Origin of the sequence: Enterobacter chengduensis (assembly GCF_001984825.2) — a bacterium.
Taxonomy (GTDB): Bacteria; Pseudomonadota; Gammaproteobacteria; order Enterobacterales; family Enterobacteriaceae; genus Enterobacter; species Enterobacter chengduensis.
In genome coordinates this window covers 4205077-4227774 of sequence record NZ_CP043318.1, presented here as the reverse complement: position 1 = coordinate 4227774, position 22698 = coordinate 4205077, and the positions used below count along the sequence as shown (strand labels likewise).

Genomic DNA, 22698 nt, shown 5'->3' with positions numbered 1-22698 from the left:
CTTAAAGGCCTTTGCAGATAATATCTATTGCATCAAAGGAGGTGGCTTTATTCATATTGCGGTTTTTTCTGTTATCAGAAAGGTGATTGACCTCTGCTGAGCACGTATTCATCACCTTATTGCTATTCCATTTAATAACGATCGGCTTGCCAGATTCAGGCAAGGTCAACATTGCCAGGCCACCCTGGCCGACCATACCGAGCGTGGCGTCGCTACCGTCGGTAATGGATGCGCCGAAGGGGATCTTCTGCCCGGAGGCATGTGTAAAGCGCACAAAGGTCTGTTGCTTCTGCAGCGTTTCCATTTTGATATGCACGGCGGCACCCGCGGTGGGCACAATGCTCTTACGCGTATCCTCGACGTCGACGCTCATTGATGTACCTTTTGGGTCAATGAAGACATCGTTGTATCGGTAAGGCGTCAGATAGCCGACAATGCCGTAGCCGTTATCTTTAATGACAGCATTTGAATCAGGGTAAACTCTTGCCCCTTCAGCGCCTTTGGCCTCGATTACGCCAATGGTGTCGCCTAACGTTGGGGTCAAATTGATGCCGCCACGATGCACAACCACGCCACCGTTCATATTCAGACCACCCATGAAGCTGTGGAGGGACTGGCTGAACGCGACGCCGCCGGAAGCGCTATCGCCCACGTAAGAAAGGTTGGTACCGAAGTTGGTTTCCGGCCTGCTGGACTCACTGAAGTAGCCGCTGAAACCATACTGTGAACGCTCGCCGGCCGAGCCGCTGAGCGAGGTGCGAATGGTGGTCTCATCGCTGTTGTAGCTAAGGTTCGCTCCCAGGCGGGCCTGTTTTTCATAACGATGGCCAAGCGGCATGGATACGCTCAGGTAGATCGTATCGTCATGACCACCGTCTTCATTATTGGTTCGGCCAAGTGAAATACCCCAGGTCGACGTGCCAAACCGGTTATTGTATCCCAGCGCGTAGTTGGATTTTTCCGTGCGGCCCAGTTCATCGTTCCAGATGTTGCCGATGAAACCACTGACGTAAAAACTTCCCCAGCCCGCAGGCAGTATCTGGTTGATGTTTGCTTCCAGGCGTTCACGGTAGCGCTCGGGTAAATATCGGTCGTTACCGTGCTCCAGCGCCTGCTTCACGCTGACGGCATCCGCCAGCGAGTAGTAATCTTTACTGGAGTAGCGGTAACCTACCAGGCTGAAGTTTGTACCGGTTTCTGAAAGGTTTTAGCAAGACTGATACGCAGGGACATGTCACACAGTGAACTGCAGTCATCGCTCCCCATGTCTTTATTAAAGTTCGTATAAGAGCGGGTAACGTCCAGACCTAATGCCCCGAGCGGGGTATTGATGGCCACACCACCCAGCAGGGCGTTGTAGTCGCCATCAAACGCGGTTTGCGCACCCACGTAACCCGTCAGATTATTAAGCAGACCGTACTGAAGTGTGCCCTCGGTCATCCATGGCGCATCGGCAAGATACGTATTACGCATTTCCCCCGACGAGAGCGAATAGCGGAAGTAGCCTTCGCGCAGTAGCTGCGGAACGCTGGAGTAGGGGACCGTAAAGGTGTTGATGGTGCCATCCGTCTCTTTGACGGTGACCTCCAGATCGCCGTTGTAGCCTGTTGCATAGAGATCGCTGATGGCAAACTCACCCGGCGGCACCACTTTTTCGAAGAGGGTGCTGCCGGACTGCTTGATGGTGACCGTGGCGTTGCTGTTGGCAAAACCCCGTACAACAGGCGCGTAGTAGCGCACGGAGTCCGGCAGCATGCGATCGTCGGTGGCAAGCTTTGCGCCGCGAATGGCCGTTGTATCAAACATCTCCCCGCTGGTGTTGAGATCGCCCAACACCACTTCAGACTGCAATGCTGCAATCCCCCGACTGGCAAATGCCTGCAGATGATCGACCCCCTCATTGTCAATATCGTTGCCGAGGTTCAGGGTGTCATAGGTCACGAAACGCCACGCCCCGAGGGTCATCGCCGTTTGCAGGTTACCAAAGAGATAGTTGCTGGTTTCGCCCAACTCACGGTTGCGCGTGCTTGAACCACTCAGCGCATAGGAGGCCATGAGGGTAGGTTCACCGTCGTCCCATAACTCAGGGCTGATGTATCCTTCCGGCGTATTAAGCAGCATCGCCTGCGGGACGGTGACGTCCAGACGCTCATCATCCTGGTTGTAGGTCACGGTTGCGCCGGGCACAAGCGTTTCAAGGATCAGGCAGCGGCCCGTCTTCCAGTTTTCCGGCAGTTTGCGGGTGTCGACGTCAAAGCGGATAATCATTTCCGGCGTCATGCAGGCGTTTACGCCCTGCTTATTTTTTGCCGGAATAAATGAAATGGGCCAGATGCCTAATTTCCGCAGGTTGCTAAATACTTCCAGTTTGTAATCTCCGGGCTGGATTTTATCTACCCCGTCAAACTGGCTAAGGTCTAACCCACTATTATAGAAATTCATAAAGCCGCGAGAAAAGTTTACCGCTTTTTTCTCTGCTTCGGCGTTAGCCTGGCCTGAAACGCACAATGCCAGAATAATGATCTGGCCAAGGGTACTTTTCGCTTTTTTGAGAAGCCTGTATTTATTATGGCGTGCGGACATTTAACCTTCCCAAAGGTAGAACGTGTAAAATGTTAAAAGTTATAAGTGCGCTTAATATATGCGCCTAAATCAGTGATATAGTTGTATTTAAATATGCCGCGTCCGCTCACTGCGCTGACCTGCGGAAAGTGATAAACCAGCGTTCCATAAGGGACAATCATGTCGCCAGGGATCTCGATGTCTTTATTCTCGGCATTCGTCAGCCATACGCTGGTCATACTCACGTGGAAAGGTGAGTTATTGGTTCCCACCACGTCGTAGCCTTTTGCCGCTTTACGCAATTCCCACTTCAGATCGTCGCCCGCCTGCATGGGATTGCCCTTCAGGCCCGCTGGGCGATAGAAAAATTTGATCATTGTGCGGAACGCCATTTTTATCTGGTTCTGATCCGCCTCTTCAGGCAGTTCTGGCGGAATATCCAGCACGTTTAGCCAGAGCAGCGTTTCGCGATCTTTCGGGTATTTTCCTGCGGCTTCCGCTGTCTGGAAGATACGGAAAACTTTCCCTTTTTGACCGTTAACGCGCGCAGCGGGAGGGTTGATAAAGAACGGAAGGTTCTCCTTCTCCGTTCCATCGGTTTTATCGGTGCTGGAAAGCCATACCTGTACCAGCTCCGGGTTTTTGCTGAGGTTATTCACGCGAACGGTTTGTTCACTCTCGTTTGCATTGAATGCCACGCGAGTTGATAAAATTTGTATAGTGGCGTTGGCGCAGGGGAACCACGTCAATGTCACCATTAACATCACTTTGAAAATATTACTAACCATCAGACTCAACGTTCCTAAATGTGGCAGGGAAAGCAGTGGGATAAATCCCACTGCTTAGAGGTATTACTGGTACCTAATGGAATAAACGACGTCAGTGGTGACTTTACCGGCCGTAGCCGCACCGCCGGTGGCAACGTATTGCGCCCAGTAGTCGAAGCGAGCGGTATTACCTGTAATGGTCGCTGTTTTCGGGCTGTTGTTTACGGTGTTCAGGTTCATAGCCGCTTTGCTGGAATCTAACAGGCCGATTTCAACTTTATCGGCACCGCCCGTCGTGGCGGTGTTTCTCAGGTTACCGGTGGTGGCGTTGATATTGGTGCTCTGTGCCAGTTCGAAGAAGACGCTGGCGACTTTGTTGTTGGTGCAATTTGCACCGCTCAGTTTAATGAAGAATGGCGTGTCACCCGCGCGTTGACCAGCTGCTGCCAGCGCGGTGGTGCTGACGCTTGGCAGATGCACGGTGAAATCAGGAGAGGTGGATTCACCCTGTGCGTCACCGCCTGTAATAGTACAGGTTGCGTCACTGATAGTACCGTCAAAGGTAATCGTGCCATCTTCTGCCGCTGCTGCAGAACCCGCTCCCGCCAGAATGGTAAAAAGGCCAATTTTTAAATATTTGTTCATAGATAATTCCATTTAGAAATAAATTTTAATAAAGCGTCAGGATTGTAGGGAGCAAAAAAAGAGAAAACCACACGCTAAAACTAAATAAAATCCGAATTCGGATAATCACATGCTGTTTATGTATGTATGAATGTGTTATGGAAAAGTTTTACTCTTGAATTCCGAGGGGTGAGCCCGTAACGGGAGTATTTAAATATTCATCTGAAAAATATTAATAATGTAAAGATTATAATATTTTTATGGCTATTGTTTTATTCGATGAATGGTAAGGGTTGGCTATATAATTTGTATTTATGAGTCGCTTGAATTTAATGGATTCAGGCGCTATTCTTAGCGCCATACACCATTACGATATGAAACGATCCCTTCCTCGTCGGGCTTAACGACGCGGAAGGGATTTTTTTTCACCTTTAGCAACGATCGTCTATCTATGATACGAGGACAGGACATGAGCACTTTAGGTCATCAGTACGACAACTCTCTGGTATCTAACGCGTTTGGTTTTTTACGCCTTCCGATGAACTTCCAGCCCTACGACAGCGACGCTGACTGGGTGATCACCGGCGTGCCGTTCGACATGGCAACGTCAGGCCGCGCGGGTGGTCGTCATGGCCCGGCGGCGATCCGTCAGGTTTCTACCAACCTGGCATGGGAGCACAACCGCTTCCCGTGGAACTTCGACATGCGCGAGCGCCTGAACGTGGTTGACTGCGGCGACCTGGTGTATGCCTTTGGCGACGCGCGTGAGATGAGCGAGAAGCTGCAGGCGCACGCCGAGAAGCTGCTGGCTGCCGGTAAGCGCATGCTCTCCTTCGGCGGTGACCACTTCGTGACCCTGCCGCTGCTGCGCGCCCACGCGAAGCACTTCGGCAAAATGGCGCTGGTACACTTCGATGCGCATACCGACACCTACGCGAACGGCTGCGAATTCGACCACGGCACCATGTTCTTCACCGCGCCGAACGAAGGTCTGATCGACCCGAACCACTCCGTGCAGATTGGCATTCGTACCGAGTTCGACAAAGACAACGGTTTCACCGTGCTGGATGCGGGCCAGGTTAACGATCGCGGCGTTGATGACATTATCGCGCAGGTGAAGCAGATCGTCGGCGATATGCCGGTGTACCTGACGTTCGACATCGACTGCCTGGATCCTGCCTTTGCACCGGGAACCGGTACGCCGGTGATCGGCGGCCTGACCTCCGATCGCGCCATTAAGCTGGTGCGCGGCCTGAAGGATCTGAACATTGTCGGGATGGACGTGGTGGAAGTGGCGCCTGCCTACGATCAGTCCGAGATCACCGCGCTGGCCGCAGCGACCCTGGCACTGGAAATGCTCTACATTCAGGCAGCCAAAAAAGGCGAATAAGCCTCGCCAGGCGTGAAAAAAACCTCTCTCAGGAGAGGTTTTTTATTGCCTTTAGAACACGTTAAACGGGTATTCCACGTAGGCGCGGATCTCGTCTCCACCCACGTTGTACTCGCTGGCGTTGCTGGAAACGCGCAGCACGGAGTAGCGCAGTTTCAGCTTCAGATCTTTTGCCGGGCCATCCTGCACCTGGTATTGGATCTGGTTGAACCACTCGTGCTCTTTACCGTTGCTGGTTTCAGAGGTTTTGATGTTGTCGCCGCGCACGTAGGCGGTGGTCCAGCTCAGGCCCGGCAGGCCAAGGCCGCCAAAGTCCAGACCGTAGGATGCCTGCCAGGAGCGTTCATCCTCGCCGTTAAAATCAGACCAGTAGGAGTTCGCCAGCCAGATGGTGTTACCGCCGTCACCCACGCCGCCCTTGTCGCGATAGCCGCCGTAGTTATAGCCGGTGCTGCCGCTGCTCTGCTGGTAGGCCACTTTGAACGTATGAATATCCCAGATGTAGCTCGCCGCCAGGCTCCAGATGGTGTTGCTGCGGCCCGTGTCGAGGCTGTCAGCGTAACCCTGGTCCAGGCGGGAGTTATAGCCGTTGAAGTCGAGTACGAGCTGCTGCCCGGTGCTGAACGGCTGCCTGAAGTTCATGCCCAGGTACTGCTTGTTCATCACCTCTTCGTTATGCGAGGCGTACAGCGCGCCGCTGAACTGATCGTTGAACTGGTAGCTCGCGCCGCCGAAGGAGAGGCTCTTCAGCCCGCTGTCGTGGCGGTCATCGCTTTTACGCTGCTCGTCGGTGAAGTAACCGGCGTTGATTTCCAGACCGTCGATCTCTTTTGAGGTCAACATAGTGCCGGTGTAGCTTTCAAACAGCAGGCGGGAGCTGTCGGCATTCACGATAGGCAGCTCAGGACGCTGGTTGCCGTAGCTCAGCACGGTATTCGAGATACGCATTTTGGCGGTTGCGCCAAATTTCGCTAAATCGGATTTGGCCCGGCCATCGCCTTCCTGTTTGAAGAAGTCGATGCCGCCTGCGCCGCTTTTGCCACGGCCGCCGTCCAGGCGCACGCCGTATTGAGCAATACCGTCCAGGCCAAAGCCCACAGGCCCTTCGGTGTAGCCGGATGCAAACGTGGCGATAATCCCCTGGCCCCACTCGGCTTTGTCCTGCTGGCCCTGATGGTAGTCGCGGCTGATATAGGCATTGCGTAAAAACAGATCCAGATGGCTGTCGTCAATAAAACCCTGGCTGTCGGATTGCTGGCTTGCAGCGGCAGGTAAGGCGGCAAATAAGCTTAAGGCAATTAATGATAATTCTTTTTTCACGGAGGGAACGTCTCTGTCTGGATATATTAATTGAATAACTGCGGGGGTGATAATTACCGGAAAAAGTGACCTTTGCAATAATTATGTGACCAGACGTTTCAATGTGAAAGGGCAGATTTGGCGCGGCTTTCAGCGGTGTTATCGATACGTGCTGTTAAGTTAACAATTCATGCGAAATAAAAAGGAGGCAAAACTGCCTCCCTCTAAAATTATTTAATTCCGTCTGCGGCCATACGGTCGCGAATATGCTGTGCGCGCGCTTCTGAAGCTGGGTGATCGTCAAACATGGAGCTTTGGCGTCCCGCTTCCAGCTTGGCCAGTTTTTCGAAGCTGGTGGCTAAACCGGATGGATTGATGCCGCGTTTGCGCAACAGATCGTAGGAGTAGTCATCCGCCTCGGACTCCTGACGCTGGGAGAACTGGGAGTTAACCAGCTTTTCGCCCACGTCGCCAAGCTGTGACTGCGACAGGCTGCCAACGATACCGCCCGCCGAGGCTGCCGCAGCGCGGATGGCATTGGTCCCCAAAGCAACCTGCATCCCTTTCTTCACGTGGCCCAGTGCAACGTGGCCCATTTCATGGCCGATGACCGCTTCCACTTCGTTGTCGGTCATCATGTCCATCAGCCCGCTGTAAACGCGAATACAGCCGTTCGCCATCGCGAAGGCGTTCACGTCTTTCGCCATGTACACCTTGTAGTTCACCGGCTGGCCGTTGATGTTATCGCCCAGCGCGGAAGCAATCTTATTCAGACGCTGCGTGTAGGTACTGTCAGCCGGCGCAAGCGTGGCTTTTCCATCCATATCTTTACAGGCCTGGTCGCTCAGCGCTTTCACCTGCGCGTCGCTCAGGGAGTAGGCCTGAAAGGCTTCTGCGCCAGACGTCATCAGACCGTTAGAATCCATATTCTGACAGCCGCTCAGCAGGAGCGTTGTACCCAGGGCCAGCACTATTGCACGCATTTTCATGAGGTTGCTTCCGTACTCGTTAATCTGAATAAAATCTGAAAAGTGCACCGTCAGCGAAGCCGGTGTCGGGCTAAGTATAAGGAATATCCACAGGGCCGGGCGAGCAGATTGCGCAACATGCGAGCATGATCCAGAGATTTCTTAACAAGCAAAAGAATGCTCCATGTACATGACTTGCGGCTTGGGTTACATTGTTGGCACTTTTTTCCGGCGTAGCCCAAAACGCGCTGTCGTCAAGGGCATGGCCTTTAACAGTCCGATCTGGAGTTAAAATGTCCTCACGTAAAGAGCTTGCTAATGCTATTCGTGCGCTGAGCATGGACGCAGTACAGAAAGCCAAATCCGGCCACCCAGGGGCCCCTATGGGTATGGCTGATATCGCCGAAGTCCTGTGGCGTGATTTCCTGAACCATAACCCGCAGAACCCGGCATGGGCTGACCGCGACCGCTTCGTGCTGTCCAACGGCCACGGCTCTATGCTGATCTATAGCCTGCTGCACCTCACCGGCTACGATCTGCCTATCGAAGAGCTGAAAAACTTCCGTCAGCTGCACTCCAAAACTCCAGGTCACCCGGAAGTGGGCTACACCGCTGGTGTAGAAACCACCACTGGCCCGCTGGGTCAGGGTATTGCGAACGCCGTGGGTATGGCGATCGCTGAGAAGACCCTGGCGGCGCAGTTCAACCGTCCTGGTCACGACATCGTTGACCACTTCACCTACGCGTTCATGGGCGATGGCTGCATGATGGAAGGCATTTCTCACGAAGTGTGCTCCCTGGCAGGTACCCTGAAGCTGGGTAAACTGGTGGCGTTCTATGACGACAACGGCATCTCCATCGACGGTCACGTTGAAGGCTGGTTCACCGACGACACCGCAGCACGTTTCGAAGCCTACGGCTGGCACGTTGTGCGCGGCGTTGATGGCCACGATGCTGACTCGATTAAACGTGCAGTGGAAGAAGCGCGCGCGGTGACGGACAAACCGTCCCTGCTGATGTGCAAAACCATCATCGGCTTCGGTTCGCCGAACAAAGCGGGTACGCACGACTCCCACGGTGCGCCATTGGGCGATGCGGAAATCGCACTGACCCGCGAAGCGCTGGGCTGGAAACACCCTGCATTCGAAATCCCGTCTGAGATCTACGCTCAGTGGGATGCAAAAGAAGTAGGCCAGGCGAAAGAAGCGGCATGGAACGAGAAGTTCGCTGCCTATGCGAAAGCCTTCCCGCAGGAAGCGGCTGAATTCACCCGTCGTATGAAAGGTGACATGCCGTCTGACTTCGACGCGAAAGCGAACGAGTTCATCGCCAAGCTGCAGGCTAACCCGTCTAAAATCGCGAGCCGTAAAGCGTCTCAGAATGCGATTGAAGCGTTCGGCCCATGGCTTCCGGAATTCCTGGGCGGCTCCGCTGACCTGGCGCCATCTAACCTGACCCTGTGGTCTGGTTCTAAGCCAATCAACGAAGACACTGCCGGTAACTACATCCATTACGGTGTGCGTGAATTCGGTATGACCGCGATTGCCAACGGTATCTCCCTGCACGGCGGTTTCCTGCCGTACACCTCTACCTTCCTGATGTTCGTCGAATATGCCCGTAACGCCGTGCGTATGGCGGCGCTGATGAAGCAGCGTCAGGTGATGGTCTACACCCACGACTCCATCGGTCTGGGCGAAGACGGCCCAACTCACCAGCCGGTAGAGCAGGTGGCTTCCCTGCGCGTGACCCCGAACATGAGCACATGGCGTCCATGTGACCAGGTTGAATCCGCGGTGGCGTGGAAATACGGCGTTGAGCGTCAGGACGGTCCAACCGCGCTGATCCTCTCCCGTCAGAACCTGGCGCAGCAGGAGCGTACGTCTGAGCAGCTGGCGAACATCGCTCGCGGTGGTTACGTGCTGAAAGATTGCGCGGGCCAGCCTGAGCTGATCTTCATCGCTACCGGTTCTGAAGTTGAGCTGGCGGTTGCCGCATGGGAAAAACTGACTGCTGAAGGCGTGAAGGCGCGCGTGGTCTCCATGCCGTCTACCGACGCGTTCGACAAGCAGGATGCCGCTTACCGTGAATCCGTGCTGCCTAAAGCGGTTTCCGCTCGCGTGGCAGTGGAGGCGGGTATCGCTGACTACTGGTTCAAGTACGTGGGCCTGAACGGCGCTATCGTCGGCATGACCACCTTCGGTGAGTCTGCTCCGGCAGAGCAGCTGTTCGAAGAGTTCGGCTTCACCGTTGAGAACGTTGTCGCGAAAGCGAAAGAACTGCTGTAATTGCCGTTTTGCCCGGTGGCGCTTACGCTTATCGGGCCTACAAATGGCACGAAAGTAGGCCGGGTAAGCGCTAGCGCGCCACCCGGCTTTTTTGTAGACACTATTCCACCGAAAATGTGACGCAAGTCATATAGCTCGCTTATTCATCTGGACAGACATTCCTTTTATTCCCCGATTCGCTTATTCTTGCTGAAGCGTTTCAGTCGATTAAATGTTCGACAATTGACCAATCAATCGCAGTTTGTGACAGCAAGGATTCCCCTTCAGGCGTAGCTGGATTACTCTTTCAGCCACCTCAAACTCAGGGATTGCTTTGCAGGAGATCTATGACCGTACGCGTAGCGATTAATGGCTTCGGTCGCATCGGGCGTAACGTGGTTCGTGCTTTGTATGAATCCGGACGTCGGGCGGAAATAACCGTGGTGGCAATCAATGAACTGGCGGATGCTGCGGGCATGGCGCATTTGTTGAAATATGACACCAGCCACGGGCGCTTTGCCTGGGACGTGCGGCAGGAAAGGGATCAGCTGTTTGTCGGTGACGATGCCATCCGCGTACTGCATGAGCGCAGTATTGCCGCGCTACCCTGGCGTGAACTGGGGGTGGATGTGGTGCTTGACTGTACCGGCGTGTACGGCAGCCGCGAACACGGCGAAGCGCATCTGGCTGCAGGCGCGAAAAAAGTCCTGTTTTCTCATCCCGGCAGTAACGATCTCGACGCGACCGTCGTGTTTGGCGTCAACCAGCATGAGCTGCAGGCCGAACACCGCATTGTCTCCAACGCCTCCTGTACCACCAACTGCATTATTCCGGTCATCAAACTGTTAGACGATGCGTATGGCATTGAGTCCGGCACCGTGACCACGATTCATTCCGCCATGCACGATCAGCAGGTTATCGACGCCTATCATCCGGATTTACGACGCACGCGCGCAGCGAGCCAGTCAATCATTCCGGTGGATACAAAACTGGCGGCAGGCATTACACGAATTTTCCCGCAGTTTAATGACCGTTTTGAAGCGATTGCCGTGCGTGTCCCGACGATTAACGTTACCGCCATCGACCTTAGCGTGACGGTGAAAAAACCGGTAAAAGCCTGTGAAGTCAACCTGTTGCTGCAAAAAGCGGCACAGGGAGCATTTCATGGTATAGTTGACTATACGGAATTACCGTTGGTCTCAGTAGATTTTAACCACGACCCGCACAGCGCCATCGTCGATGGCACGCAAACCAGGGTCAGTGGCGCACACCTTATCAAGACGCTGGTCTGGTGTGATAACGAATGGGGCTTTGCTAACCGAATGCTCGACACCACGTTAGCAATGGCCGCTCAAGGTTTCAGGTAAGACGCATCGTGCGTCTGCAAAACTTTAAGAATCAACGAGAGGATTCACCATGTCTGTAATTAAGATGACCGATCTGGATCTGGCTGGTAAACGCGTTTTCATCCGTGCCGATCTGAACGTACCGGTTAAAGATGGCAAAGTGACCAGCGACGCGCGTATCCGTGCATCTCTGCCAACCATCGAACTGGCTCTGAAGCAGGGCGCTAAAGTGATGGTCACCTCCCACCTGGGTCGTCCAACTGAAGGCGAGTACAACGAAGAGTTCTCTCTGCTGCCAGTGGTTAATTACCTGAAAGACAAACTGTCCAACCCGGTTCGCCTGGTGAAAGATTACCTGGACGGCGTTGACGTTGCAGCGGGTGAGCTGGTTGTTCTGGAAAACGTTCGCTTCAACAAAGGCGAAAAGAAAGACGACGAAACCCTGTCCAAAAAATACGCTGCACTGTGTGACGTATTCGTGATGGATGCATTCGGTACGGCTCACCGTGCACAGGCGTCTACCCACGGTATCGGTAAATTCGCAGACGTTGCGTGTGCCGGTCCTCTGCTGGCTGACGAACTGGAAGCGCTGGGTAAAGCACTGAAAGAACCTGCTCGTCCAATGGTCGCTATCGTTGGTGGTTCTAAAGTTTCTACCAAACTGACCGTTCTGGATTCTCTGTCTAAAATCGCTGACCAGCTGATCGTTGGCGGTGGTATCGCGAACACCTTCGTTGCCGCTCAGGGCCACAACGTCGGTAAATCCCTGTACGAAGCAGACCTGGTTGACGAAGCCAAACGCCTGCTGGGTACCTGTGATATCCCGGTTCCAACTGACGTGCGCGTCGCGACCGAGTTCTCCGAAACCGCAACCGCGACCCTGAAATCTGTAAACGACATCAAAGACGAAGAGCAGATTCTGGACCTGGGCGACGTTTCTGCACAGAAACTGGCTGAGATCCTCAAAAACGCAAAAACTATCCTGTGGAACGGTCCTGTTGGCGTGTTCGAATTCCCGAACTTCCGCAAAGGGACTGAAATCGTGGCTAACGCAATCGCAGACAGCGAAGCGTTCTCTATCGCAGGCGGTGGTGACACCCTGGCAGCAATCGACCTGTTCGGTATCGCTGACAAGATCTCCTACATCTCCACTGGTGGCGGCGCATTCCTCGAATTCGTGGAAGGCAAAGTACTGCCAGCAGTAGCAATGCTCGAAGAGCGCGCTAAGAAGTAAGCCATTCAAGGGCAGGGAAACCTGCCCAATTTTCAGCGCGCTTATAAGAGCTCGCACCTTTTCTAACGGCCGAAGATACAGGACTAAGCAACATGTCTAAAATTTTTGATTTCGTAAAACCTGGCGTTATCACTGGTGATGACGTACAGAAAGTGTTCCAGGTAGCTAAAGAAAACAACTTCGCTCTGCCAGCAGTTAACTGCGTGGGTACCGACTCCATCAACGCCGTACTGGAAACCGCTGCAAAAGTTAAAGCACCGGTTATCGTTCAGTTCTCTAACGGCGGTGCTGCGTTCATCGCAGGTAAAGGCGTGAAAACTGACATTCCTCAGGGTGCTGCAATCCTGGGCGCTATCTCTGGTGCGCACCACGTTCACCAGATGGCTGAACACTACGGTGTTCCAGTTATCCTGCACACTGACCACTGCGCGAAGAAGCTGCTGCCGTGGATCGACGGTCTGCTGGACGCGGGTGAAAAACACTTCGCGGCAACCGGTAAGCCACTGTTCTCTTCTCACATGATCGACCTGTCTGAAGAGTCACTGCACGAAAACATCGAAATCTGCTCTAAGTACCTGGCGCGCATGGCCAAAATGGACATGACCCTGGAAATCGAACTGGGTTGCACCGGCGGTGAAGAAGACGGCGTGGACAACAGCCACATGGACGCTTCTGCACTGTACACCCAGCCAGAAGACGTTGATTACGCTTACACCGAGCTGAGCAAAATCAGCCCACGCTTCACCATCGCAGCGTCCTTCGGTAACGTACACGGCGTTTACAAACCAGGTAACGTGGTTCTGACCCCAACCATTCTGCGTGATTCTCAGGAATACGTTTCCAAGAAACACAACCTGCCGCACAACAGCCTGAACTTCGTCTTCCACGGCGGTTCCGGTTCTTCTGCTCAGGAAATCAAAGACTCCGTAAGCTACGGCGTTGTGAAAATGAACATCGATACCGACACCCAGTGGGCAACCTGGGACGGTATCCTGCAGTACTACAAAGCGAACGAAGCTTACCTGCAGGGCCAGCTGGGTAACCCGAAAGGCGAAGACCAGCCGAACAAGAAATACTACGATCCACGCGTATGGCTGCGCGCAGCGCAGACGTCCATGGTGACCCGTCTGGAGCAGGCTTTCAAAGAACTGAACGCGATCGACGTTCTGTAATTTGAGCTGCTAACAGCATCAGAAGGCCCGCAAATGCGGGCCTTTTTTTATGCTTTTTCAATACCCTGCCAGACCTGCTTTTGTGATCTGTTTGGCAAAACCGGTGCTTTTTGTTTACCCTTTACAGACCTGCCTGTCTCCATGGGGGATGGATTTTGTGTTTTGGTTTAACAAAAGGACGAATAAATGGAACAACTCGATGTTGTAGACAGCATCAATAATGCCGGTAACTGGCTGGTGCGCAACCAGGCCCTGCTGCTGAGCTATGCCGTGAACATCGTCGCGGCAATTGCCATCATCATCGTCGGGATGATCGTGGCGCGTATCGTATCGAACGCGGTTAATCGCGTAATGCTGGCCCGTCACATCGACGCCACGGTGGCTGACTTCCTCTCCGCACTGGTGCGTTACGGCATTATCGCCTTTACGCTGATTGCCGCGCTGGGCCGTGTTGGGGTGCAAACCGCCTCCGTCATCGCCGTTCTCGGTGCCGCCGGTCTGGCTATTGGTCTGGCGCTGCAGGGCTCGCTTTCAAACCTGGCGGCAGGCGTTCTGTTGGTGACCTTCCGTCCGTTCCGCTCCGGCGAGTACGTTGACCTTGGCGGCATTGCCGGAACCGTGCTGCAGGTGCAAATTTTCTCAACGACCATGCGCACCGTCGATGGCCGCATCGTGGTCGTGCCGAACGGGAAAATTATCGCAGGCAACATCATCAACTTCTCCCGTGAGCCGGTGCGTCGTAACGAGCTGATTATCAGCGTGGCGTACGACTCGGACATCGATCAGGTGAAGTCGCTGATTACCAACATTATTGCGTCAGACGATCGCATTCTGAAAGACAAAGAGCAGACGGTTCGCCTGAACGAACTGGGCGCGTCCTCGATTAACTTTGTGGTGCGTATCTGGAGCAAAAGCAGCGATCTGCAGACCGTATACTGGGACGTGCTGGAGCGCATTAAGCGCGACTTCGACGCCAACGGCATCAGCTTCCCGTATCCGCAGATGGACGTAAACGTTAAAAAAGTCAAAGAAGCAGAATAAGGTCACCCTTAGGCCCGGTAAGCGCCAGCGCTACCGGGCTTTACGCCTATAAGCCCCGCTAATACCCAATTAATATTATCCATTTCCTCTAATGTGATTCGCGCAGTATAGTCTGCATCCAGAACAACTCTGCGAGAAAATCGTCATGCTAACTTATTATTTTCAAGGGCTTGCCTTAGGTGCGGCCATGATCCTTCCGCTCGGCCCGCAAAATGCGTTCGTGATGAATCAGGGCATCCGCCGCCAGTATCATCTGATGATTGCCCTCTTGTGCGCGGTAAGCGATTTACTGCTGATCTGCGCCGGGATTTTTGGCGGCAGCGCGCTGCTGATGCAGTCTCCGTGGCTGCTGGCGCTGGTGACCTGGGGCGGCGTGGCGTTTCTGCTCTGGTACGGATTCGGCGCCCTGAAAACGGCGATGAGCAGCAACCTCGAGCTGGCAAGTGCGGAGGTGATGAAGCAGGGCCGCTGGAAGATTATCGTCACCATGCTGGCGGTGACTTGGCTAAACCCCCATGTCTATCTCGACACCTTCGTGGTGCTGGGCAGCCTCGGCGGACAGCTGGACGTTGAGCCAAAACGCTGGTTTGCGCTTGGCACGGTCAGCGCCTCTTTCCTGTGGTTCTTCGGTCTCGCCATTCTGGCGGCGTGGCTGGCACCTCGCCTGCGTACCGCCAAAGCCCAGCGCATCATTAATACGCTGGTCGGTCTGGTGATGTGGTTTATCGCTTTCCAGCTGGCAAAAGAGGGGATTCACCACGTTCAGGAATTGTTCAACTAATCCTTGTCTTATGGACATCTGAACAAGACCCGCTAAGCTTGCTGGCATGCGCCCTGTTAATGGGCTCTCTTCGCAACATGGAGGAATAACAGTGAAGTTTAAGGTGATGGCCCTGGCGGCATTAGTGAGTTTAGGTGCGGTGTCGGCGCAGGCAAATGAACTGCCGGACGGCCCGCACATCGTCACGTCAGGCACCGCAAGCGTGGACGCGGTACCCGATGTTGCAACCCTGGCAATTGAAGTGAATGTGGCTGCGAAAGATGCGGCGACGGCCAAAAAGCAGGCTGACGATCGCGTTGCGCAATACCTCTCATTCCTCGAGCAGAACGGTGTCGGTAAAAAAGATATCAGCTCTGCGAATCTGCGTACTCAACCGGATTACGACTACCAGAACGGCAAAAGCATCCTGAAAGGCTACCGCGCCGTGCGTACGGTTGAAGTGACCGTGCGTCAGCTGGATAAGCTTAACTCGCTGCTGGACGGCGCGCTGAAGGCGGGCCTGAACGAGATCCGCTCCGTGTCGCTGGGCGTTGCGCAACCGGAGAAATACAAAGACGAAGCGCGTAAAGCGGCGATTGACGACGCTATTCATCAGGCTGAACAGCTGGCGTCCGGCTTCAAGAGCAAGCTCGGCCCGGTTTACAGCGTGCGTTACCACGTCTCTAACTACCAGCCAAGCCCGATGGTGCGGATGATGAAGGCTGATGCCGCCCCGGTGTCCGCGCAGGAAACTTACGAGCAGCCAACCATTCAGTTCGACGATCAGGTGGATGTGGTCTTCCAGCTCGAGCCCGTTGCTGCACAGCCGAAACCGGCTCAGTAACCTATAAGCCGGGTAAGGCGTAGCCGCCACCCGGCTTTTTCTTTTTAATCCTGTCTCAACACCTTGTGCCCGTACGCCAGCAGCGCGTCGGTGACGTTGCGCATCATGCGGCTTTCCGGCGCAAAACGGTGCCAGTAGAGCATCCGGCGCTGATACAGCCCCGGCGTCAGGTCAATCAGCTCACCGCTTTTCAACTCTTTTTCAATCTGCAGATGCGGGATCATGCAGCAGGTGGTGCCCTGGCGCGCAAGCTGCACGAAGGCTTCAGACGAGTTGACGATATGGCACGGCACGCTGCCCGGCGGCAGATCGAAGTTTTGCTGCAGGAACGCCTGGTGCATATCGTCCAGATGGTCGAACGCCACGGCAGGGGCCTTCAGCAGCGCCGCGCGGGTGACGCCGTTCGGGAAGTAGCGCTCGGCAAAGGCTTTTGAACCCACAAACAGGTAGTCCAGAGCACCCAGCTGATCGACAAGGCAGCTCGGCAGCGCCTGGGGCTGGATACTGACCGCCCCAACCACTTCGCCGCGACGCAGGCGCTCCTGGGTGCGGGTTTCATCTTCAACCTGTAAATTCAGGCGGATAGGGGAATCGGCCAAAACCGGCGCCAGGGCCGGCAGCAGCCAGGTTGCCAGACTGTCGGCGTTGACCGCCAGAGAGAGCAGCAGCGGCGTAGAGCCCGTTTGCTCGTCACCCAGCCACTCGTCTTCCAGCAGTTCAACCTGGCGCAGCAGGGCGAGGAGCTTTTGTCCTTGCTCAGTTGGGCGTGGCGGCACGGTACGTACCAGCAGCGGCTGGCCGAACATATTTTCAAGCTGTTTGATACGCTGTGATACGGCGGACTGGGTGATGCAAAGCTTTTGCGCCGCGCGCTCAAAACCGCGTTCACGAATAACTGCATCAAGTGCCTGTAGTGTTCTGTAGTCCGGACGTTTCATTGCTCTGGATGGCTCCTAAATTTTGCTTATTCTGCACTATGACACAATTTTCCCTTCGTGGCAGACGAATTCCATTCGACGTGTTCTATAATGCGCCCTGAGTTTTCACACCACAGGCAAAACGATCATGACGCAGGATGAACTGAAAAAAGCAGTAGGATGGGCCGCTCTCCAGTACGTACAGCCGGGTACCATTGTCGGTGTCGGTACGGGATCAACCGCGGCACACTTTATCGATGCGCTGGGCACGATGAAGGGGCAGATCGAGGGCGCGGTTTCGAGCTCTGATGCGTCCACGGAAAAGCTGAAAAGCCTCGGCATTACCGTTTTCGATCTCAACGAAGTGGATCGTCTGGGGATTTACGTTGATGGCGCGGATGAAATCAACGGCCACATGCAGATGATCAAAGGCGGCGGCGCGGCGCTGACGCGCGAAAAAATTATCGCCTCGGTTGCGGACAAGTTCATCTGCATCGCGGACGCTTCCAAGCAGGTCGACATTCTGGGGAATTTCCCGCTGCCGGTCGAAGTGATCCCGATGGCCCGCAGCGCGGTTGCCCGTCAGCTGGTGAAGCTGGGGGGGCGCCCGGAATATCGTCAGGGCGTCGTCACCGACAACGGTAACGTGATCCTCGACGTACACGGTCTGGAAATTCTCGACGCAGTTGCGCTGGAAAATGCCATCAACGCTATCCCAGGCGTAGTGACCGTAGGGCTATTCGCCAACCGAGGCGCGGATGTGGCGCTCATTGGCACCGCTGACGGCGTGAAAACCATCCTAAAATGATCTGACGGGGGGACGCCTCCCCCCGCTAAAAAATTTTTGAAAAGCTAAATTCGGTGACTTGTGTCACGTTTTTACACCTATTTTGACGATCCTGCCACGTTTGTAAATTTCCATAGCATTTTCCTCTGACATTTTGCTCTGTATGACTTTTCTTCAGAGAGCCGACGCAAACGTTCATATTGCTGCAATAGTTTTTTTTGATATGTTGGCTACAGCGGATTCATATCCAGCACAACATCAGTTCAGACAAAAACAGGGTCGGGTAAATGGCAAAGGTATCACTGGAGAAAGACAAGATTAAATTCCTGCTGGTCGAGGGCGTGCATCAAAAAGCAATCGATAGCCTTCGTGCGGCAGGCTACACCAACATCGAATTTCACAAAGGCGCGCTCGATACCGAAGAGCTGAAAGCGTCCATCCGTGATGCCCACTTCATTGGCCTGCGATCCCGCACACACCTGACTGAAGACGTTATTGCCGCGGCGGAAAAGCTGGTGGCTATCGGCTGCTTCTGCATCGGTACCAACCAGGTTGACCTGAATGCGGCCGCGAAACGCGGTATTCCTGTCTTCAACGCCCCGTTCTCCAACACCCGTTCCGTGGCGGAGTTGGTGATTGGCGAACTGCTGCTGCTCCTGCGAGGCATTCCGGAGGCGAACGCCAAGGCGCACCGCGGCGTGTGGAACAAGCTGGCGGCGGGCTCCTACGAAGCCCGTGGAAAAAAACTGGGTATCATCGGCTATGGCCACATCGGTACCCAGCTGGGGATTCTGGCGGAATCTCTCGGTATGCATGTCTATTTTTACGATATCGAAAGCAAGCTGCCGCTGGGCAACGCCACCCAGGTTCAACACCTGTCTGACCTGCTGAACATGAGCGACGTGGTGAGCCTGCACGTGCCGGAAAATGCCTCCACCAAAAACATGATGGGCGCGGAAGAGCTGGCGCTGATGAAGCCGGGTTCACTGCTGATTAACGCCGCGCGCGGTACGGTTGTCGATATTCCTGCCCTGGCGGATGCGCTAAAGCGTAAGCATCTGGCGGGCGCGGCCATCGACGTCTTCCCGACGGAGCCTGCCACCAACAGCGATCCGTTTACCTCTCCGCTGTGCGAATTCGACAACGTGATCCTGACGCCGCACATCGGCGGTTCTACCCAGGAAGCGCAGGAAAATATCGGTCTGGAAGTGGCGGGTAAGCTGAGCAAATATTCCGACAACGGCTCTACGCTCTCTGCCGTGAACTTCCCGGAAGTGTCTCTGCCGCTGCACGGTGGCCGTCGTCTGCTGCACATTCACGAAAACCGTCCGGGCGTGCTGACCGCGATCAACCAGATCTTTGCCGAGCAGGGCGTCAACATTGCCGCGCAGTATCTGCAGACCAACTCGCAGATGGGCTATGTGGTTATTGATATCGAAGCGGATGACGATGTTGCCGAGAAAGCGCTGCTGAGCATGAAGGCCATTCCGGGGACGATTCGCGCGCGTCTGCTGTACTGATGGTGCGAGGTAAATGCAAAACGGTAACTATCGTTACCGTTTTTTATGTTTTCACCCTCTCCCTGTGGGAGAGGGCTGGGGTGAGCAGCTGTGTTTAAAGTCAACAGCTGACGACTAAGCTGCCGCCCATTTTTTATTGTCCCGCACCATCGCATTCAGGATTGTTACCAGCTTTCTGACGCAGGCTGTCATCGCCACTTTAAAGGCTTTTCCCTTGCTTCTCAGTTTCTCAAAAAAAGCCTGTATGGTTGGGTTATAACGCACCGCTGACATTGCCGCCATGTACAGCGCTGCACGCACCGCACTTCGTCCTCCCCAGATACATCGTTTTCCTTTCATCTTTCCGCTGTCATGGGCATAAGGACACACGCCTACCAGTGCGCTGATTTTACGTCTGTTAAGTTGTCCCAGCTCCGGCAGCATCGACAGCAGAACCGCCAGCGTTGTCCGTCCTATACCCTTGACTTCTTCCAGCAGCTTCACTTTCTCCTGCCATAGCGGCATCACTTTTATCTGCTGGTCGATGTCGTCATCCGTGTCCTTTATCTCTGCGTTAAGCCAGTCAATATGCCGTTTGATACCCATCCGGATAAGCTCATCAGTGCAGGAGCCGTAGCGGTTCTGCTCCATGGTTCTGTTGTCCACCAACTGGCGGCGGCGGGATACCATCATGGCGAGACGCTGCGTCTGTTCGTCCGGAGCGGGTCTGATATCCGGTGTCATCCTGCGGCCAAACTCGCAGATGATGCGGGCATCGTTCGGGTCTGTCTTGAACAGCGTCCCGAGAGCGCGGGCGAAGTGTTTGACCTGAGCAGGATTAACGACGGCGACAGGCAGCCCGGCAAGTTCAAGCGTGGCAGCAAGCAGGTTGTGGTAGCGCCCGGTGGCTTCCATCACGATGCGTGTAACGGTACGGGATGAAAGGGCGTCAAGGAGTAGCTGATGGCCCTGAGGGGTATTATCCAGATGAAGAAAAATCCCGTCAGGACTGATAAATACATCAAAGGTCTCTTTGGCGATATCGATGCCGACGGTGGTATGTTCAGTCATGTTCGAGTCTCCCGGCCTTGTAATATACGGGCTGGCACAGGCCGCCCTGGCAGCTGTTCGGGTTAACAGGAAAACTGATGCCACGCCATGAGCTCACCCGCGGGCTTGGAAACCCAGAGGGCTAACGGGCTGTGGCATCAGGTCAAACTCAGTGACAGTTTACCCGTCTGTTGACGGGTAACTGAAGTGACTTTAAACATACAAGGGCATCAGGCTGCACGCCTGTTTCACCACTCCCACAACGTCGATGGCGTCACTACCGCCGGTAACGGCACATCCCATTTCTCCACCGGCAACGCCTCCACGCCCTGGCAATCATGCGCGTAACCCACCGGCTGCAATCCGTACCGCTGCCAGTTTTGCAGCGTCCTGTCATAGAAACCGCCGCCCATACCGAGGCGCTGGCCCTGTTCATCAAACGCCACCAGCGGCGTAATCAGCACGTCCAGCTTTGACAGCGGCAGCACGTCGCGCACGTCGAGCTTCGGCTCGGTGATTTTCAGACGATTCACCACCAGCTCGCTGTGCGGGTGGTAGTGTAAAAACAGCAGATTCCCTGCGCTAAACGGGTGCAGCACCGGCAGATAAACCTTCTTCCCGGCGCGCCAGAGCTGCTCTATCAGCGGCTGGGTATCCAGTTCGCCATCAAACGACAGAAACAGGGCAACCGTATGCGCCATCACGACTGGCGGGTACGCCATCATGCGGGCGGCGGCCTGCTGGGCAAAATGCGCTTGCTGAGCGGGGGTTAACGCACGGCGGCGTTGACGAATAAGCTGACGGATGTCCTGGCGTGAAGCTGAAACTTCAGGGAATTGAGTCATGGTAGCTGGTAGAAGAAAAGAGAGGGAATCTCCGAGATGCCGCCGCAGGCTGTAACCCTTGAACCCTTGGTTCAAGGTGAATGTGTCGTCATAGTTTTAAGGCTTCTCGGACGGACCGAGCATGCTCACCAACCATGGAGCGCCACATTCTTGTGGTATGAAATATCGGCTCAGGGGACTGGCCCGCTTGCGAACATCTCAGAGAAATTTTGTCTTCACAGTTACTCTACCATAGTCAACTGAGAAGTGTTATTCAAACTTGGGTCCCGGTCTTTCGGGATTGCGACCTTGATCAAGCAACGCCTGTTCTATGGTCTGCTGGAGCATTTTAATGCGCTGCTCCATGCTTGCCGCGTAGTCGCGGGTCTTCGCTTTTTCCTGAGTCAGTTCATAGCTGATGTTCAACGCGGCGATGAAAACCAGCTGCTCAGTATTTGTGACTCTAGTGCGTTCTTTTAGATCTTGCAACCGCTGATTCAAATCGTCCGCAGCCTGATTCAAAGCATCCCTTTGTTCAGGCGGACAATTCACTCGCAGTGAACGGCCAAAAATCTGGAGATCGACGGGTTGTGCAGACATGCCACCTTCCTGCTGATTGACTGCGCTACCTTCGCTCACTGCCCAGGGGGCTGCGAAGGGGCGACACTATAGCTACCCTGATATGAAGATACAAGCCCTTTTCTGGTATCACCAGGGTCCAAAGTGGTAGCATATCATGAAACTTCCCCCCTTTGACGACGAATGCTCATGTCTATACAGAACGAAATGCCTGGTTACAAGGATTTAAACCAGTTACTTAACCAGCAGGGAGTAGGACTTACCCCTGCCGAAATGCACGGTCTGATCAGTGGCATCCTGTGCGGCGGAAACAGCGACAGCTCATGGCAGCCGCTGATCCACGACCTCACGAATGAAGGGCTGGCGTTTGGTCACGAGCTGGCGGAAGCGCTGCGTAAAATGCACGCCGCAACCAGCGATTCGCTGGAAGACGATGGCTTTCTTTTTCAGCTTTATCTGCCTGAAGGCGACGACGTCAGCGTGTTCGATCGCGCCGATGCGCTGGCGGGCTGGGTAAACCACTATCTGCTGGGTCTGGGCGTGACGCAGCCTAAACTGGATAAAGTGACCGGTGAAGCGGGTGAGGCGATCGACGATCTGCGTAATATCGCCCAGCTTGGCTACGATGAAGACGAAGACCAGGAAGAGCTGGAAATGTCGCTTGAAGAGATTATCGAGTACGTGCGCGTAGCGGCGCTGCTGTGCCACGACAACTTTACGCGCTCGCAGCCGACCGCGCCGGAAGTCCGCAAGCCAACCTTACATTAAGAA

Annotated in this window: 20 protein-coding genes, 1 other RNA gene and 1 pseudogene; 11 read left to right on the top strand and 11 right to left on the bottom strand. The window is 54.6% G+C overall.

The genetic code is table 11. The features are described from left to right. Position 1: 1 nt before the first annotated feature. From FY206_RS25665 to FY206_RS20435, 4 genes and pseudogenes are all read right to left on the bottom strand, one after another. Entirely contained in the window at positions 2–304 is a 303-nt protein-coding gene (locus tag FY206_RS25665; RefSeq protein WP_229267817.1) for a FimD/PapC C-terminal domain-containing protein, read from the bottom strand. Positions 305–367: 63 nt separating this feature from the next. Then, a pseudogene (locus FY206_RS20445) lies at positions 368–2442 on the bottom strand (fimbria/pilus outer membrane usher protein); the annotation flags it as partial. Between the two features lie 173 nt (positions 2443–2615). Then, positions 2616–3320 carry a fimbrial biogenesis chaperone gene (locus FY206_RS20440; RefSeq protein WP_229267809.1) on the bottom strand — a complete coding sequence of 235 codons (705 nt, stop codon included), beginning with the start codon at positions 3318–3320 and terminating at the stop codon, positions 2616–2618. A 93-nt stretch (positions 3321–3413) separates the two neighbouring features. Next, a complete protein-coding gene (locus tag FY206_RS20435) occupies positions 3414–3974 on the bottom strand; it encodes a fimbrial protein (RefSeq protein WP_045890319.1) in 561 nt (186 codons plus the stop codon). Positions 3975–4422: 448 nt separating this feature from the next. Between FY206_RS20435 and speB the strand changes: the two genes are divergently transcribed. Further along, the gene (gene speB / locus FY206_RS20430; protein ID WP_014071686.1) at positions 4423–5343 is read left to right on the top strand and encodes an agmatinase; all 921 of its coding nucleotides are present in this window, start codon (positions 4423–4425) and stop codon (positions 5341–5343) included. Positions 5344–5394: 51 nt separating this feature from the next. On the opposite strand, the gene FY206_RS20425 is transcribed toward speB, so the two are convergent. Continuing rightward, the gene (locus FY206_RS20425) at positions 5395–6663 is read right to left on the bottom strand and encodes an OprD family outer membrane porin (RefSeq protein ID WP_032643309.1); all 1269 of its coding nucleotides are present in this window, start codon (positions 6661–6663) and stop codon (positions 5395–5397) included. 209 nt (positions 6664–6872) lie between these two features. After that, complete coding sequence (gene loiP, locus FY206_RS20420) at positions 6873–7631, bottom strand: metalloprotease LoiP (RefSeq protein ID WP_032643307.1); 759 nt, start codon at positions 7629–7631, stop codon at positions 6873–6875. 272 nt (positions 7632–7903) lie between these two features. Between loiP and tkt the strand changes: the two genes are divergently transcribed. The 7 genes from tkt to FY206_RS20380 all read left to right on the top strand — a co-directional run bounded on the left by tkt (position 7904) and on the right by FY206_RS20380 (position 16271). Further along, on the top strand, positions 7904–9895 hold the full coding sequence (gene tkt, locus FY206_RS20410) for a transketolase (RefSeq protein ID WP_032643305.1): 1992 nt from the start codon (positions 7904–7906) through the stop codon (positions 9893–9895). 326 nt (positions 9896–10221) lie between these two features. Next, the gene (gene epd, locus FY206_RS20405; protein ID WP_032643303.1) at positions 10222–11241 is read left to right on the top strand and encodes an erythrose-4-phosphate dehydrogenase; all 1020 of its coding nucleotides are present in this window, start codon (positions 10222–10224) and stop codon (positions 11239–11241) included. 49 nt (positions 11242–11290) lie between these two features. After that, positions 11291–12454, top strand: a complete 1164-nt coding sequence (gene pgk, locus FY206_RS20400) for a phosphoglycerate kinase (protein ID WP_008499732.1) — start codon at positions 11291–11293, stop codon at positions 12452–12454. A gap of 92 nt (positions 12455–12546) precedes the next feature. Then, on the top strand, positions 12547–13626 hold the full coding sequence (gene fbaA, locus FY206_RS20395) for a class II fructose-bisphosphate aldolase (protein WP_008499731.1): 1080 nt from the start codon (positions 12547–12549) through the stop codon (positions 13624–13626). 186 nt (positions 13627–13812) lie between these two features. After that, entirely contained in the window at positions 13813–14667 is an 855-nt protein-coding gene (gene mscS, locus FY206_RS20390) for a small-conductance mechanosensitive channel MscS (protein WP_032643301.1), read from the top strand. Positions 14668–14812: 145 nt separating this feature from the next. Beyond that, positions 14813–15448 (top strand): arginine exporter ArgO, encoded by a 636-nt coding sequence (argO, locus tag FY206_RS20385; RefSeq protein ID WP_032643298.1) that lies wholly within the window; start codon positions 14813–14815, stop codon positions 15446–15448. A gap of 91 nt (positions 15449–15539) precedes the next feature. Further along, the gene (locus FY206_RS20380) at positions 15540–16271 is read left to right on the top strand and encodes an oxidative stress defense protein (RefSeq protein WP_032643296.1); all 732 of its coding nucleotides are present in this window, start codon (positions 15540–15542) and stop codon (positions 16269–16271) included. A 44-nt stretch (positions 16272–16315) separates the two neighbouring features. Here the strand turns inward: FY206_RS20380 and argP are convergent, their stop codons facing one another. Next, positions 16316–17209, bottom strand: a complete 894-nt coding sequence (argP, locus tag FY206_RS20375; protein WP_008499727.1) for a DNA-binding transcriptional regulator ArgP — start codon at positions 17207–17209, stop codon at positions 16316–16318. Positions 17210–17336: 127 nt separating this feature from the next. On the opposite strand from argP, the gene rpiA reads away from it, so the two are divergent. Further along, entirely contained in the window at positions 17337–17996 is a 660-nt protein-coding gene (rpiA, locus tag FY206_RS20370) for a ribose-5-phosphate isomerase RpiA (protein ID WP_032643294.1), read from the top strand. A gap of 266 nt (positions 17997–18262) precedes the next feature. Beyond that, positions 18263–19495, top strand: coding sequence for a phosphoglycerate dehydrogenase (serA, locus tag FY206_RS20365; protein WP_032643292.1), 1233 nt, complete (start codon positions 18263–18265; stop codon positions 19493–19495). A gap of 114 nt (positions 19496–19609) precedes the next feature. Here serA and FY206_RS20360 read toward each other — a convergent pair whose 3' ends face one another. The 4 genes from FY206_RS20360 to zapA form a co-directional block, all read right to left on the bottom strand. Beyond that, positions 19610–20545 (bottom strand): IS110 family RNA-guided transposase, encoded by a 936-nt coding sequence (locus FY206_RS20360; RefSeq protein ID WP_032644683.1) that lies wholly within the window; start codon positions 20543–20545, stop codon positions 19610–19612. 227 nt (positions 20546–20772) lie between these two features. Beyond that, the gene (locus FY206_RS20355; protein WP_032643288.1) at positions 20773–21369 is read right to left on the bottom strand and encodes a 5-formyltetrahydrofolate cyclo-ligase; all 597 of its coding nucleotides are present in this window, start codon (positions 21367–21369) and stop codon (positions 20773–20775) included. 24 nt (positions 21370–21393) lie between these two features. Beyond that, positions 21394–21577, bottom strand: a non-coding RNA gene (gene ssrS, locus FY206_RS20350) — 6S RNA. Between the two features lie 41 nt (positions 21578–21618). Then, a complete protein-coding gene (gene zapA / locus FY206_RS20345) occupies positions 21619–21948 on the bottom strand; it encodes a cell division protein ZapA (protein ID WP_006811891.1) in 330 nt (109 codons plus the stop codon). 168 nt (positions 21949–22116) lie between these two features. Here zapA and FY206_RS20340 point away from each other — a divergent pair, with 168 nt between their 5' ends. Then, positions 22117–22695, top strand: coding sequence for a YecA/YgfB family protein (locus FY206_RS20340; protein ID WP_072265689.1), 579 nt, complete (start codon positions 22117–22119; stop codon positions 22693–22695). Positions 22696–22698: the final 3 nt, after the last annotated feature.

What these genes read in the sequence shown, in the direction of transcription:
- FY206_RS20355 (WP_032643288.1), bottom strand. Translation starts at nt 21,369, where the DNA reads ATGACTCAATTCCCTGAAGTTTCAGCTTCACGCCAGGACATCCGTCAG.
- argO (WP_032643298.1), top strand. Translation starts at nt 14,813, where the DNA reads ATGCTAACTTATTATTTTCAAGGGCTTGCCTTAGGTGCGGCCATGATC.
- argP (WP_008499727.1), bottom strand. Translation starts at nt 17,209, where the DNA reads ATGAAACGTCCGGACTACAGAACACTACAGGCACTTGATGCAGTTATT.
- FY206_RS25665 (WP_229267817.1), bottom strand. Translation starts at nt 304, where the DNA reads ATGGAAACGCTGCAGAAGCAACAGACCTTTGTGCGCTTTACACATGCC.
- epd (WP_032643303.1), top strand. Translation starts at nt 10,222, where the DNA reads ATGACCGTACGCGTAGCGATTAATGGCTTCGGTCGCATCGGGCGTAAC.
- FY206_RS20435 (WP_045890319.1), bottom strand. Translation starts at nt 3,974, where the DNA reads ATGAACAAATATTTAAAAATTGGCCTTTTTACCATTCTGGCGGGAGCG.
- serA (WP_032643292.1), top strand. Translation starts at nt 18,263, where the DNA reads ATGGCAAAGGTATCACTGGAGAAAGACAAGATTAAATTCCTGCTGGTC.
- FY206_RS20440 (WP_229267809.1), bottom strand. Translation starts at nt 3,320, where the DNA reads ATGGTGACATTGACGTGGTTCCCCTGCGCCAACGCCACTATACAAATT.
- pgk (WP_008499732.1), top strand. Translation starts at nt 11,291, where the DNA reads ATGTCTGTAATTAAGATGACCGATCTGGATCTGGCTGGTAAACGCGTT.
- mscS (WP_032643301.1), top strand. Translation starts at nt 13,813, where the DNA reads ATGGAACAACTCGATGTTGTAGACAGCATCAATAATGCCGGTAACTGG.
- tkt (WP_032643305.1), top strand. Translation starts at nt 7,904, where the DNA reads ATGTCCTCACGTAAAGAGCTTGCTAATGCTATTCGTGCGCTGAGCATG.
- speB (WP_014071686.1), top strand. Translation starts at nt 4,423, where the DNA reads ATGAGCACTTTAGGTCATCAGTACGACAACTCTCTGGTATCTAACGCG.
- FY206_RS20340 (WP_072265689.1), top strand. Translation starts at nt 22,117, where the DNA reads ATGTCTATACAGAACGAAATGCCTGGTTACAAGGATTTAAACCAGTTA.
- zapA (WP_006811891.1), bottom strand. Translation starts at nt 21,948, where the DNA reads ATGTCTGCACAACCCGTCGATCTCCAGATTTTTGGCCGTTCACTGCGA.
- fbaA (WP_008499731.1), top strand. Translation starts at nt 12,547, where the DNA reads ATGTCTAAAATTTTTGATTTCGTAAAACCTGGCGTTATCACTGGTGAT.
- rpiA (WP_032643294.1), top strand. Translation starts at nt 17,337, where the DNA reads ATGACGCAGGATGAACTGAAAAAAGCAGTAGGATGGGCCGCTCTCCAG.
- FY206_RS20360 (WP_032644683.1), bottom strand. Translation starts at nt 20,545, where the DNA reads ATGACTGAACATACCACCGTCGGCATCGATATCGCCAAAGAGACCTTT.
- loiP (WP_032643307.1), bottom strand. Translation starts at nt 7,631, where the DNA reads ATGAAAATGCGTGCAATAGTGCTGGCCCTGGGTACAACGCTCCTGCTG.